Below are 14,158 nucleotides of genomic sequence, written 5' to 3' on the forward strand. Positions count from 1 at the left end.
TGATGCCGGGCGCGTGAGCGCGCCCCTTGGGAATGCCGCCCGGAGGCGGCAGGCGACCAGGTGGCGGTCGGGAGAGAGGGAAGAATAACAGCTTCGGGCGCGGGGCTACCTGGGCGCGCGTACTCGCAGCGAGTTGTCGGCCTGCCATTTGATGCGTTCGCAATTGCCCTTGACCCGCACCGCGAACTCCGACGGGGAATTGAGTTGCAGCGAGCGCATCTGGATCGCATCGCTATCGCCACGCCGCCAGCCCGCCTGCCAGCGCATATCGAACTGGCTGGCGTCGGCGAGCACCTTTCTCAGCTTCTCCTTGTACGCGGCCACGTCGTGCATGGAGACGCCACAGAACTCCTGGTCAAAGCGGGCACGCTGGCCCGCGGCTTCCGCGCTGGCGTTGGCGCTGTCCTCGCTGGCCAATGCGGGCCGTGGCGCCAGCGGCAGAAGCGACAAAAACAGCAGCGTTAGCGCGGGGATCTTTGCAAGCAGAGCGCGTGATGGATGCAGGGCACGATGCCCGGAGCGGCTTGTCGACACGATTGCCTCCTTGTGGCCGTCCTCCAGCGCCGTAACGAATCGCGTGAGTAGGGCGGCAGCGGGTGCTGCGGCCCATCTTACCGTGTCTGGCCGGAGCCCCGGGCTAGCGCGCTTTGCGGCGCCTCGCCCGGGATTCATCGTGCATAGCCGCTTGCCTGCCGCTCAACGCTTACGGCGCGTTGGTCAGCGCTGGGTCGAGATAGGCGCTGACGTTCTGCGATTGCTTGTAGACCGCATTACGCACGTTGAACCTGTCCGCGTTCACGCTCGAACCGTACACCGAGTCCAGCCCGTCACCCTTGACGAAGGCCTTCCTGGCCGCCGCCGCGTCGAGCAGGTGCGTGCCTTTCAGCAAGGGCAGATACTGGGCCGGCGTCAGGCCGACGCGCGCGGACATGATCTTCACGGCATCCGGTTGCGTCTTCGGATCGTTGATATAAGCCACGCAGCGATACCAGACCTTGATCACCTTGGCCCAGTCGGCCTTGCGCGACTGCAGGCTGACCGGGTTGACCGTGATCGCGTCGTAGATCAGACCCGGCGCATCGGCCGACGTGAAAATCGGACGTGCGCCCGGCACGCGCTTGAGGGCTTCGCCCGCGTTCGGCTGCCATGCGCCGACCGCGGCGATGTCCTTGGACGAGGCCAGCACCTGCGGCAACTCGTTCGTTTTAGCGTTGACGAGCGTGATGTCCGATTCCTTGAGCGCGTGCTTCTCGAGGGCCGCGTCAAGCAACAGGTGATCGACCAGACCCATTTCGACTCCGACCTTTTTGCCCTTGAGTCCATCCATCGTTCGAATGGGCGGTTTGGCCACGATCATGTCGTTGCCGCTCGAATAGTCGGTCAGGAGGATCATCACGTTTTTGGCGCCGCTTGCGCCGGTGACCAGCGCATCGCCATTGGTCGCGCCAACCGCATCGAGTTTGCCGGCGGAGAACGCATCGAGCGAAGCCGAGTAGTCGAACCATTGGAAATTGACGTCCACACCGGTTTCCTTGAACCAGCCTTTCTCGATTGCAATCTGGAAGGCGACAAAACCAGGCCAGTCGCTATAGCCAATCGCGAGAGGTGTGGCCGCTTGCGCGGAGGTGGCGGCGAAACCGGTGAAACCGATGGCGAGTGCGGCGGCAGCGCCGGCGATCGTGGCGCACACACGGCGCATATGACTCGGGCGGCTGGAACGGCTCGAGCGGTTCGAGCCGCTCAATCGGCACGGCAAGGCAAGACAACTCAATGAAGTAAGGGGCGTACAGGCAGATTTGAAGCGTTTCATCGTTTTCTCCAGGAGACCGGTCAGTTGCGATTGTTGAGTTGGATCGCGCGGCGACTGCGCGATAAAACAACATGACCGGTTCCCGCGAGAATCCGAATGATGCGGACACTGCGCGAAAACTGCGGGAAACAAACGCCGGCCACGGAGAGGCACGATAGGCATCGCTATCGCCAATCTCCCGGGCTTTTGTCCCGCCGTGTAGTGCGGCCGGCGCTCGTTCGCGGATCAAACCCGTGTCGAACGAACCGGTGCACCGGCTGCTCTCGGACCAGACGTTCTTGCGAACCGGAACCCTAGCATCCCTAAGATGCGACGCTGCCGCACCTCTCGGCAATCAGTCAAGCGAGAAATATGCCAACCGGAGTACGCGAGTTCCCGAGACGCTGCCGGGCCGCGAAGTCGTGACCGGCGAAGGCGGAGTGGCTCGACGCGCGGCCTCGTCTATGAGCGGCGCCGTTGCTTTTGCAGTTCGATGAAACGCGCCGACATCAGTGTGTAGAGCGTGCGGCGAAGCGTGGCAAGCATGAGCATGATCGGATGCGGGTGGTAATGAGGGTGACGCTTTAGCTTGCACACACCATGCCATCTTGCAGAACCCTTACGCCGCCTGAGACGCATTGAAACCCCGTGAGCAACTCATGAGCGCGCAGCCCAATCATGGTGCTTTGCGCATTCAACTGGTGCTGATTCGGCGCCGTCCGTGGTGCGTGCGCTAGCAACCCGACTCATCGCCCGGCGCTCGTATTGAGCGGCCCAACTCATCCAATCCCTTGTCGCCCTGAGCTTGCAGCATCGGCAACACGACGCTGGCACGCAACTCGCTTAGAGATGCAGTGAGAGGTGCGAAGTAATTTGCATCATCTTCAGGATCGCTAGGGTTCCGGTCGTCCCGCCTTAAAAGCTTGTAGATGGCTTTAAAGCGCACGCACGATGTCTGGTCCGAGAGCAATCCGGTCTTGCCGTTCACCTTCTTTCAAGGCGCCGGCGAGGCTCCACGGAGGGATAAAAGCCCGGGAGGTCGCGATGTCGGTCAATCGCCCTCTCATGCTTTTTCCCAACCGATACCTGGAGCCTCCATGTCGACGCAAACCTCAGTCGATCTCGCACCGATCCCGCATGTCTTGTGGGAGACCGTGCTTCCCGCCGGCACCCACTGGTCCGGCGTGCTGCGCCGTGGCATTGCGCTGCGCGTCATCGACACCGATGGCGGCGCGAATCTGGCCGCTGTGTTCTACCGGCACGACGCGCCGCTCGAACGCTACAGCATGGCCGACACACTGAAGGCGCAGCACACCGCGCATCTGACACGCGCTCACGTGCTCTATTCGGATATGGGTCGCGTGCTCGCGTCGATCACAGCCGACACGCTCGGCTGGCACGATCCGTTAGGCGGCGTGGGCGATGCTGAACTGTTCGCAAGCCGATACGGCGCGGCCCGCTATCAACAGCATCGCAATGCGATGGTCCGCAATGGCCGCGACAGCCTGTTGCTCGAACTGGCCAGGCACGGTCTGGGCACGCGCGATCTGATCGCCAATATCAACTTTTTCAGCAAGCTCGCGATCGGCGCGGATGGCGCGCTCGACTTCGTCGCGGGACATTCCACGGCCGGCTCGGCGTTCGACCTGCGCTTCGAAATGGACACGCTCGCCGCGTTTTCCACCGCACCGCATCCGTTGAATCCTTCCCCCGAATACGAACCGAAGCCCGTCAAGCTGATCGCCTATCGCGCGTATGCCGCCGATGCCTGCGTACCGGCCGACGATCCCTGCCGTTCCGCTTGTCCCGAGAATGGCCGCGGCTTCGTCAACACCGATCGTCTGTTCGTTTAAGGAGACCCGTGATGCCCATCATTGAAAGCAGGCTCGATATCCGTCACGCGGTCTACGACCTTACGCTGCCGTCCGGCGAACCGTGGCTGCATGAAGTCAAGCGCGGCCAGATGTTCCGCATTCTCGATCTGGAAGGCAATCAGGCCGTCGACACCCTGTTCTACAACAGCGCGGATCCGCTCGAACGCTACAGCGCGCAGGACACGATTCGCGCGCAACGCAACCTCTATCTCTCTGCGGGCAGCGTGCTGATGTCAAACCTCGGCAAGCCGATGCTGACCCTCGTCGCGGACACGTGCGGGCGGCACGACACCCTTGGCGGCGCCTGCGCGGCCGAGAGCAATACGGTTCGCTACGCGCTCGACAAACGCCATATGCACAGTTGCCGCGACAGCTTCCTGCATGCGCTGACGCATTGCACGTGCGGCGTGGGCACGCAGCTCACCAAACGCGACATCGTCAGCAATATCAACTTCTTCATGAATGTCCCGGTGACGCCGCTCGGCAAACTGACGTTCGAAGACGGCATCTCGGCACCGGGTAAATACGTCGAAATGCGCGCCGAGATGGACGTGACGGTGCTGATCTCGAACTGCCCGCAACTGAACAATCCCTGCAACGGCTACAACCCGACGCCCGTGCGCTTGACCATCTGGGACGCCCAATGACATTCGACAAAGTCCTGATTGCCAACCGCGGCGAAATCGCCTGCCGCGTGATTCGTACGCTCAAGCGCCTCGGCATTGCGTCGGTTGCGGTCTATTCGGAAGCCGATCGCCACGCCATGCATGTCATGCTCGCCGACGAAGCGGTCTGCATCGGCCCGGCGGTGGCGGCCGCCAGCTACCTGAATAGCGCGGCGATTCTCCAGGCGGCGCGTGCGACCGGCGCGAATGCCGTGCATCCCGGCTACGGTTTTCTCTCCGAAAATGCCGCTTTCGCGCAAGCATGCGACGACGCGGGCATCTGTTTCATCGGGCCGCGCCCCGCGCAGATGCTCGAATTCGGCCTGAAGCACACTGCGCGCGAGCTCGCCAGGGCGAACGAAGTAGCGTTGCTGCCGGGCACCGGCTTGCTGCCCGATGTGGCAACCGCGTTAAGCGAGGCCGGCTCGATCGGCTATCCCGTGATGCTGAAAAGCACCGCGGGCGGTGGCGGCATCGGGATGTCGCTGTGCCGCGATGCAGCGCAACTGGAGAGCGCGTTCGCATCGGTCGCACGGCTCGGCGAGGCCAACTTCGCCAACGCGGGTGTCTATGTCGAGAAGTTTGTCGAGAACGCGCGCCACATTGAAGTGCAAATTTTCGGCGACGGCCGTGGCGGTGTGATCGCGCTCGGCGAACGCGACTGCTCGGTGCAGCGGCGCAATCAGAAGGTGATCGAAGAGACCCCCGCACCCGGTTTGACCCAGACGGAACGCACGGCGCTGCACGCGAGCGCCGTGCGGCTCGCGCAGGCCGTCAAGTACGAATCCGCCGGCACGGTCGAGTTCGTGTTCGATGCCGACACGCGGTGCTTCTATTTTCTCGAAGTGAACACGCGGTTGCAGGTCGAGCATTGCGTCACCGAGGAAGTGACCGGTATCGATCTGGTCGAGTGGATGATCCGGCAGGCCGCGGGCGAACTGGCGCCGCTCGACACGCTGGTTCCGGCGCCCGGCGGGGCGAGCATCCAGGTTCGCCTGTACGCAGAAGATCCGCATAAACAGTTTCAGCCGAGCGCAGGCGTGCTGACGCACGTCGCGTTCGCCGCGGATGCGCGGGTCGATACATGGGTCGATGCCGGCACAGAAGTCAGCGCGTTCTACGATCCGCTGCTCGCGAAGATCATCGTCAAAGGCGCAACCCGCGATGCCGCGCTTGCTGCCATGCGTACCGCGCTGAAAGATACGCAGTTGTACGGTATCGAAACGAACCTCGACTATCTGCGCGCCATTGCCGGGTCGGCGACCTTCGCGCGAGGCGAGCAAACCACCGCGTTCCTCGCGCGCTTCATGTTCGCGCCGCACACCATCGACGTGCTCGACGGCGGCGTGCAAACCACCGTGCAGCAAACGCCAGGCCGCGTCGGCTACTGGGACATCGGCGTGCCGCCGTCCGGCCCAATGGACGATCTGTCGTTCCGGCTCGCCAACGAACTGCTCGGCAATCCGGCGGACGCGGCGGGACTCGAATGCGCGATGGTCGGCGCGACACTGCGCTTCAATACCGCGACGCTGTTTGTGCTGGGCGGCGCGCCGCTCGCCGCCACGCTCGACGCCGAGCCGGTCACGGTGTGGCAAGTGACGCGCGCGCCCGCAGGTTCCGTGCTCAAACTCGGCGGTGTGACTGGCGCCGGCATGCGCGCCTGTCTCGCGCTCAAGGGCGGTTTGCAGGTGCCGGACTATCTCGGCAGCAAGGCGACCTTTACGTTGGGCCAGTTCGGCGGCCACGCGGGGCGCGCGCTGCGCAAGGGCGACGTGCTGCATCTCGCCGCCGACGCAGGCCGTGGCGAAGTGGGCGCGCAACTCGATCCCGCGCGTGTGCCGGTACTGAGCCACGACTGGACCCTTGGCGTACTCGACGGTCCGCACGGTGCGCCGGATTTCTTCACGCCCGACGATATCGCCATGCTGTACGGCACACGCTGGACGGTCCACTACAACTCCAGCCGCACGGGCGTCCGGCTGATCGGTCCGAAGCCGCAATGGGCGCGCGCGGACGGCGGCGAGGCGGGGCTGCATCCGTCGAATATTCACGACAATGCGTATGCGGTCGGCGCAGTGGATTTCACCGGCGACATGCCGGTGATTCTCGGCCCGGACGGTCCGAGCCTCGGCGGCTTTGTCTGTCCGGTGACGGTGGTGAGCAACGAGTTGTGGAAGCTCGGGCAACTGCGGCCGGGGGACACGGTGCGGTTCGAGCCGGCGCGCGTGCAAGCGGCGCTGACGGGATCGGCTGCATCGGCTGCCGACATGGCGAGCGCGAATCCCACAGCGCACGATTGTGTTCTCCACAGCGATCCGTCCGCCGGTGAAGGCACCGGCGTGGTCTACCGCCGCTCGGGAGATCAGAACCTGCTGGTCGAATATGGCCCGCTCATGCTCGACCTGAACCTGCGTTTTCGCGTGCACGCATTGATGAACTGGCTCGAGGCACACCGGCTGCCCGGCATGGTCGACCTCACGCCGGGCATCCGCTCGCTGCAGGTGCATTTCGACCCGCGCGCGCTGTCGCTCGACACCTTGCTCGCGCATCTTCAGGAGGCCGAGCGCGAATTGCCCGCCGTCGACGCGATGCGCGTGCCGAACCGCATCGTGCATCTGCCGCTGTCATGGGACGACCCGTCGACGCGGATCGCGATCGAACGCTACATGCAATCCGTGCGCCCCGATGCGCCGTGGTGCCCGAGCAATATCGAGTTCATTCGCCGCATCAACGGTCTGGATAGCATCGACAACGTGAAGCGCATCGTGTTCGACGCGCGCTACCTGGTGATGGGTCTGGGCGACGTCTATCTCGGCGCGCCCGTGGCGACGCCGCTCGATCCGCGTCACCGGCTTGTCACGACCAAATACAACCCCGCGCGCACGTGGACGCCGGAAAATGCGGTGGGGATCGGCGGCGCCTACCTGTGCGTGTATGGCATGGAAGGGCCGGGCGGTTATCAGTTTGTCGGCCGCACCGTGCAAATGTGGAACCGCTATCGCACCACGCGCGAGTTCGAAAGCGGCAAGCCGTGGCTGCTGCGGTTTTTCGACGAGATCCGTTTCTACGAAGTCAGCGAGGCCGAGTTGGCCGGGCTGCGCGCCGACTTCATCGTGGGCCGCGCGGGGCTGAAGATCGAGGAGTCGGTATTCGATCTCGGTGCGTACAACCGTTTCCTGAAGGACGAAGCCGAATCGATCTCAGCCTTCAAGCGCTCGCAACAGGCGGCGTTCGACGAAGAACGCGAGCGCTGGAATGCCGCGGGACACGCCGCATACGTCGGCGAACCAGACAGCGGCGCGGGTCCGGTTGCCGGCAACGATGCGCACGACGCGCTGGCGGCGGGTCAGCAGGGCATTGTCGCCGACGTTTCGGGCAGCGTCTGGAAACTGCTGGTCAGCGAAGGCGAGCCTGTGAGCGAAGGGCAAGTGGTGGCGATCGTCGAGTCGATGAAGATGGAAGTGTCCGTTGCCGCCACGGAAGACGGCGTGATCGAAACGATCGATTGTGCCGCCGGCGCGGCGGTGGTCGCGGGGCAGCGGTTGATGGTGCTGCGGGTTCCACGCGCAGGCGTTGCGGCAGGCACCGCCGAGGAGGCGACATGCAAATGAAACAAGCCAGCGAACGGTTCGAATCGAACTCGATTTCGATAGCGGCGCGCCGCTCCTGCCGTGCGTCACACGGACCCCGTACCTGCACCGGACGCGTTCCCGGAGAATCCCATGACCGTGATTAACAGGAGCGACTGGTTCGCGGTGCGCCGCGAACTCTCCGCACGCGGCAAGTGGCTACTCGGCTTCGGCTCGTTTTTATTGCCGCTTCTCGTATGGTGCATCGTCAGCTACACGCCGTTCGTCTGGCATCCACAGGTGCTGATCGAGAGCCCGGGCAGCGTCGACTATTTCCAGCCGGGCATGCGGGTCGACAAGGAGGTGTTCGGCGACGAGTTGAACCATGCGCGAGCGGGCCACACCGCCTTGCCGACCGGCGAGCCGGTCAACCCGGTGTACCTGCCCGCACCCCACGAAGTGCTGCGCGCGTTCTACACCGCGTTCACCACGCCGCCGGCCTCGCGCGACGGCGCATGGCTGCATCAAAGCCTGTGGCACAGCATCCAGGTGATCTTCTGGGGCTTTCTGCTGTCGTCGGCGATCGGCGTGCCGGTCGGCATCGTCTGCGGGACTTACAGCGCGATCGCACGGCTGCAGGAGCCATTTTTCGAGTTCTTCCGCTACTTGCCGGCGCCCGCGTTCGGTGCGCTGATGGTGGCGATCCTCGGCATCTATGACGGCCCGAAGATCGCGATCATCGTGATCGGCACGCTGTTCCAGCAGGTGCTGATCGTGGCCAACACGACGCGCAAGCTGGAGTACGGTCTGTTCGAAGCGGCCATGACGCTCGGCACGAAGAAACTCAAGCTGCTCACGCATGTGGTGATTCCCGGCATCCTGCCCGACCTGTACCGCGACCAGCGCATCCTGCTCGGCTGGGCGTGGACGTATCTGATCGTGGCGGAGCTGGTCGGCACCAGCTCCGGCATCACGTGGTACATCACGCAGCAGGCGCGCTATGAGCATTTCGACAACGTCTACGCGGCAATCATGATGATCGGGATCATCGGACTCGGCACCGACCTCGTGCTGGGCTACGTCGGCCGCAAACTGTTTCCGTGGGACCGCACGCTCAAAGCGTAGCGGGACCGTTCGCGCCGCGGCCTGCCGCCAATCATTGCTGCGCACGGTGCCGCACATTGCACCCCGTTGCACCCCATTGCACCGCATTCAAGGGATTCAATCATGTTAAATCCGCAACCGATTCCGTCGTACCTCATCCAGTCCGAAGCGGTGCGCGAACGTTTCGACCGTCTGAAGTCGCGCGAGGTGATTCTCGAGGTTCGCGATCTCGGCAAGCGCTTCCAGAGCCCGCAGGGCGAGTGCACCGCGCTGAACGGCATCAGCTTCAAGACCCACCGGCGCGAGTTCGTCTGCGTGATCGGACCGTCGGGTTGCGGCAAGTCGACCTTGATCCGCATTCTCGCGGGCCTCGAGCGGCAGACGAGCGGCAGCGTGCTGCTCGACGGCCAACCCGTGGAGGGGCCCGGCGCCGATCGCGGCATGGTGTTTCAGGGCTACACGCTATTTCCGTGGCTGACGGTCAAGAAAAACGTCATGTTCGGCTTGAAGATGAACGGCCACAGCAGCATGCACGCCGAGCGCGAAGCGCTGCAATGGCTCGATCTGGTCGGCCTGACGAAGTTCGCCAATGCCTACCCGCATCAATTGTCCGGCGGCATGAAGCAACGCGTGGCGATTGCCCGCGCGCTCGCGAACCGGCCGCGCATTTTGCTGATGGACGAACCGTTCGGCGCGCTCGATGCGCAGACCCGGGCGAAGATGCAGACGCATTTGCTCGATATCTGGCGCAACATCGACGTGACCGTGTTGTTCATCACGCACGATCTGGACGAAGCCATTTTTCTGGCCGATCGTATCCTCGTGTTGAAGGCCAATCCCGGCGAGGTGCAGGAATTGATCGAGGTGCCGGTGCCGCGTCCGCGCGATTATTCGCAGGTCACGTCAGCGGAATTTCTCGCCACCAAGGCGCGGCTCGAAGCACTGATTCATCCGCCCGCGGCCACCACGAATGACGAAGACGACGCCGTCAAGCCGCACATGATCCGGATGACGGACGTGACGGATAACGTCGAATGAAAGCGGCCGTTGCGCCCGGCGCGGCGCACCTAGCCCGCGAACGGCGCGCCCATCGGCCGGGTGCGGATGCCGGGCGTGAGCCGTGTCCACGGCAAATCGCCCGGATCGGCGGTCATCGGGCCGGGGGCCTTGGCGACCAGCACGGCGTGTGCAATCGGCTCGAAGTCGGCGCGAAAATGCACCGAGCTCTTGTTCACGAGTATTTTCATCTGCTCCGGCTCGATGCCCGCGACCCGATACAGATTGCGATCGAGCATCTGCGCCTTGGTCGAACTGACGGCAATCCGCACGCCGCCGATTTTCAGGCAGGCGACGGGTCCGAGATTCACCTGCATGCCGTGCATCATCGGCCCATCGTAGCGGCACTGGCCATCGGACAGCGCCACCACTTCGAAGCGGCCCGCGAACGGCGTGTCGCCCGGTGCGTTCGAGCGGCCGCCGAGCGCCAGATCGAGTATTGCGCCCACACCCGCCGCGTGCGCTTGCGCGGCGGCTTCCGGATCCCAGATCAGGCCGACTGCTGCGTCCTCGGCGCCTTCGGCCAGCAACGCGCGCAGCATGCCGGTGGTGTTGGAATCGGCGCCCGCGCCGGGATTGTCCTGCGTGTCGGCAATCACCACAGGTTTCTCCGCCGTAGCGGAGAGGCGCATTGCTTCGGCGACGGCCGCCTCGGGGGACAGAAACGGCACGGCCCATAAGGCTTCGTCGCGCAACATGATGTCGTGGAGCGCATCGACGGCCTCGCGTGCCGCCGCCGTGGTGTCGCCGTAGCCCCAGATGACCGGGCCGCATTCCGGAAAATCAGCGGCCGGAAAGCCGGGCGCGAACGACAGCGAGACGACCTGATCCCGTTCCAGCGCGCCGAGTGTCTCGTATAGCGAGCGAGCCGGCTCGAGCAGGGTGCACATGCCGTTGATCGGAATCAGAAACGGCAGACGGCGCGCGGCGCGCACGAGCGGCTTGCGCTCGCCCAGCAGACGCGCAAGCAGGCGCTCCGCGCGCGCGCCCGCAGCCGCCATGTCGACGTGCGGGTAGGTGCGGTACGCGACCAACGCATCCGCGTTCGCGAGCATGCGCTCGGTCACGTTCGCGTGAAGGTCGAGCGAGGCGACGATCGGTACCGACGCACCGAGCTTCGCCCGCAGCCGCGCCAGCAGTTCACCTTCACCGTCGTCCACATGCTGCGCGACCATCGCACCATGCAGGTCGAGATAGATGGCGTCGAAACCGCCGGCGCCGGCGGCCGCGACGATCTCGCCGGCAATCCGCTCATAGGCGTCTTCGGTCACTTGCGCGGACGGGCTTGCCGCGGCCCAGATCACCGGCATCAGCGTATGGCCGTGCTGCTCGCTCGCAAGAATGAAGCCGCCGATCGGCAGATTGACGTCGCGCAGCGCAAGCACGGCGTCGCCGCGCGTCATGACCGGATGGCCTTCGCCGCGCACAAAGCTTTCATAGGTCGCGGGCGACGGTGCAAAGGTATTGGTCTCGTGCTGGAAGCCAGCAATCAGGATCTTGAATGCCAAGTTGATGTTCTCCGTTGATGAGGCGCGGCGCGCAGGATCGCGCCGGCATGTCCATGAGTCGGCGAGTCAGCCGTGTCAGCCTCCGCGAGCCTGCGCGGGGGTTCGCGAAGGCAGGCGGTTCATCACCAGCAGGAGCGCGCCGAGCGCCAGCAGCGCGACCATCACGTACAGGCCGGCCTGCAGGCTGCCCGTTGCCGTCTTGGCCCATCCGATGATCGTGGGGCTCAGAAAACCGCCCAACAGGCCGATGGTGTTGATCAACGCGATGCCGCCGGCGGCGGCATCGCCCTTCAGATACGCGGACGGAATGGCCCAGAAGACGGTGTAGGAGACCCACATCATCGCCGTGGCGATCGTCATGAACAGCAGCGACATCACGAGATGCCCGCTCGCCAGCGTCGCGACAGCCAGCGACACCGCGCCGATGAGCGCCGGCACCGCGCTGTGCCAACGCCGCTCGCCGTGGCGATCCGAACTGCGGCCGCCGAGATACATGCCGAGCACCGCGGCAATGTAGGGAATCGTCGAATAGAGGCCGATCTGCATCGTGTCGGTCACGCCGTCGGCTTTCAGAATCGTCGGCAGCCAGAAATTGACCGTATAGATGCCGCAGATCACACAGAAGTACGCGATCGCCATCAGGTACACGCGCGGATCACGCGCGATCTGGCCGAATGAGTGATGCGCCGTGGGCGGTGCGCCCAGTCCGCTGTCGAGCACGCGTTTGTCGTCGGCGGAAAGCCACTTCGCATCGGCGGGACGATCGACGAGGAAGAACCACGCGATCACGCCGAGCACGATGCACGGCAACCCTTCGACCAGGAACATCCATTGCCAGCCGGCGAGTCCATAGGCGCCCGCAAAGGCCGTCATGACCCACGTCGACAACGGGCCGCCGACCACGCCGCTGAGCGGCCCAGCAATCATCACGGTCGCGATCGCACGCGCCATGCGCGCTTCGCCGTACCAGAGGGTCAGGTAAAAGATCATCCCTGGCGCGAAACCGGCTTCGAATACGCCGAGCAGGAAGCGCAGCCCGTAAAACATCGGCACGTTGTGGACGAACAGCATCGACGCAGACGTAAGGCCCCACAGCACCAGAATGCGGCTGATCGTCTTGCGCGCCCCCACTTTCGGCAGCAGCAGGTTGCTTGGTACTTCGAACAGCACGTAGCCGAGAAAGAAGATGCCGGCACCGACGCCGTAGACCGCGTCGGAAAAACCCAGATCGCTTTGCATCTGCAGTTTCGCGAAGCCGATGTTGAGCCGGTCGAGGCACGCAAACAGATAGCAGACAAGCAGGAACGGCAACAGGCGCCAGTTGAGACGGCTGTAAAGCGCGGTGGCCTCGTCGGCACTCGGATTCGATGGAATAGCGGACACGGACAGCCTCCAGGGGAACGGTTGCGAGCGGCGGGCAGGGAACGACCGGGCGATAACTGGGTATCGATTGTGTTTCAGGTCGCGTGCCGATAGTCGGTAACCAATAACCGGGTAGCAAGAGCAACTAAAGTGAAGTAATGTTGCCTATAGGGCAACGCTCGATGATTAGCGAGACATCGGGGACATCGGCGAAACCAAAACCCAAGGGAACCAGACGATGCGGGAAATCAACCAGCGCCGCTTGCGCTATTTCCATGAAGTGCTCACCCACGGTTCGATTCGCGGCGCGGCAGACCGGCTGAACACGGCTGCGTCGGTGATCACGCGGCAGATCAAGCTGCTGGAGGAGGAGATCGGCGCGCCGCTGTTCGAGCGCCGCGCGCGCGGCGTCGCGCCCACCGAAGCGGCGCAGCATCTGATCGAGTTCTGGCGCGGCTGCCAGGCGCAGCAGGAACAATTCGAACAGCGCTTGCAGGCGCTCCATGGGCTGCAGCAGGGGCATATCAGGCTGGCGATCAGCGAAGGCTATATCGACGGCCTGATGGACGAGGTGCTGACCGACTTCTGCGCTTGCTATCCGAAGCTCGATATCACGGTGGAAACGCTGGCGGTCAACGATATCGTGAGCGAAGTCGTCGAAAGCCGCGCCCATATCGGGCTGGCGTACAACCCGCCGGGTGACCCGCACATCGAATACCGGGCGACCTCGCCACAGCCTGTCGTGCTGCTCGTGCACGCCGGGCATCAGCTGGCGGTGCGCGGCGGGCCGGTCAGCGTCGATGAGATGCTCCAGTGTCCGCTCGCACTGATGCCGCCGGCGTTCGGTCTCGGGCAGGCCGCGCAGATGCTCGCCTTCGCCGATAACGTGCAGATCCGCCCAACGCTCACCACCAACTCGCTGACGGTGCTCAAACGCTTCGTGAAGAAGGGCGAGGGGGCGGCGTTGATGGGCAGCTTCGCCGCGATGCACGAAATCGCGGCGGGTGAACTGGTTGCGTTGCCGATCGACTACCCGCTGTTCGCCTCGGCGAAGGCCCGGATACTGGTTCGGGCCGGGCGACCGCTCGCCACCGCAGCGGACGAATTGCTGCGCTGGATGCTGGAAAGGATGTCGATGTTCAACGGTGCGGCGGCCGGTTAAACCGGGGCTTTCTGCGAGCGGTATGGCCAGCCACCGTGTGCGGCCAACATTACCGGATCGTAATCATCA

General features: G+C 64.2%; 10 protein-coding genes and 2 riboswitches. Of the genes, 6 read left to right on the forward strand and 4 right to left on the reverse strand.

All coding sequences use genetic code 11. From position 1 onward, the window contains the following. Positions 1-105 precede the first annotated feature (105 nt). Entirely contained in the window at positions 106-534 is a 429-nt protein-coding gene (locus PQR67_RS31200) for a hypothetical protein (RefSeq protein ID WP_408466656.1), read from the reverse strand. A 169-nt stretch (positions 535-703) separates the two neighbouring features. After that, positions 704-1,699, reverse strand: coding sequence for an ABC transporter substrate-binding protein (locus PQR67_RS31205; protein ID WP_408466692.1), 996 nt, complete (start codon positions 1,697-1,699; stop codon positions 704-706). A 284-nt stretch (positions 1,700-1,983) separates the two neighbouring features. Further along, positions 1,984-2,118: riboswitch (guanidine-I (ykkC/yxkD leader) on the reverse strand. Between the two features lie 553 nt (positions 2,119-2,671). Beyond that, positions 2,672-2,829: riboswitch (guanidine-I (ykkC/yxkD leader) on the forward strand. A 57-nt stretch (positions 2,830-2,886) separates the two neighbouring features. Here PQR67_RS31205 and PQR67_RS31210 point away from each other — a divergent pair. The 5 genes from PQR67_RS31210 (at position 2,887) to PQR67_RS31230 (ending at position 10,039) form a co-directional block, all read left to right on the forward strand. Next, on the forward strand, positions 2,887-3,642 hold the full coding sequence (locus PQR67_RS31210) for an urea amidolyase associated protein UAAP1 (RefSeq protein WP_408466657.1): 756 nt from the start codon (positions 2,887-2,889) through the stop codon (positions 3,640-3,642). An 11-nt stretch (positions 3,643-3,653) separates the two neighbouring features. Continuing rightward, on the forward strand, positions 3,654-4,310 hold the full coding sequence (locus PQR67_RS31215; protein WP_408466658.1) for an urea amidolyase associated protein UAAP2: 657 nt from the start codon (positions 3,654-3,656) through the stop codon (positions 4,308-4,310). Further along, complete coding sequence (gene uca, locus PQR67_RS31220) at positions 4,307-7,939, forward strand: urea carboxylase (RefSeq protein ID WP_408466659.1); 3,633 nt, start codon at positions 4,307-4,309, stop codon at positions 7,937-7,939. The genes PQR67_RS31215 and uca overlap by 4 nt, the downstream gene beginning before the upstream one ends. A gap of 111 nt (positions 7,940-8,050) precedes the next feature. Then, positions 8,051-9,022, forward strand: a complete 972-nt coding sequence (locus tag PQR67_RS31225) for an ABC transporter permease (RefSeq protein ID WP_408466660.1) — start codon at positions 8,051-8,053, stop codon at positions 9,020-9,022. A gap of 102 nt (positions 9,023-9,124) precedes the next feature. Further along, positions 9,125-10,039, forward strand: a complete 915-nt coding sequence (locus PQR67_RS31230) for an ABC transporter ATP-binding protein (protein WP_408466661.1) — start codon at positions 9,125-9,127, stop codon at positions 10,037-10,039. Positions 10,040-10,068: 29 nt separating this feature from the next. Here the strand turns inward: PQR67_RS31230 and PQR67_RS31235 are convergent, their stop codons facing one another. Then, positions 10,069-11,565: a M81 family metallopeptidase gene (locus tag PQR67_RS31235; protein WP_408466662.1), complete on the reverse strand. Its 1,497-nt coding sequence runs from the start codon at positions 11,563-11,565 to the stop codon at positions 10,069-10,071. 75 nt (positions 11,566-11,640) lie between these two features. Then, positions 11,641-12,948, reverse strand: coding sequence for an MFS transporter (locus PQR67_RS31240; RefSeq protein ID WP_408466663.1), 1,308 nt, complete (start codon positions 12,946-12,948; stop codon positions 11,641-11,643). A gap of 217 nt (positions 12,949-13,165) precedes the next feature. On the opposite strand from PQR67_RS31240, the gene PQR67_RS31245 reads away from it, so the two are divergent. Next, positions 13,166-14,089, forward strand: coding sequence for a LysR family transcriptional regulator (locus PQR67_RS31245; protein ID WP_408466664.1), 924 nt, complete (start codon positions 13,166-13,168; stop codon positions 14,087-14,089). The last annotated feature ends 69 nt before the right edge of the window (positions 14,090-14,158 follow it).

Origin of the sequence: Paraburkholderia fungorum (genome assembly GCF_046026025.1) — a bacterium.
In the GTDB taxonomy this organism is placed as follows: Bacteria; Pseudomonadota; Gammaproteobacteria; order Burkholderiales; family Burkholderiaceae; genus Paraburkholderia; species Paraburkholderia fungorum_E.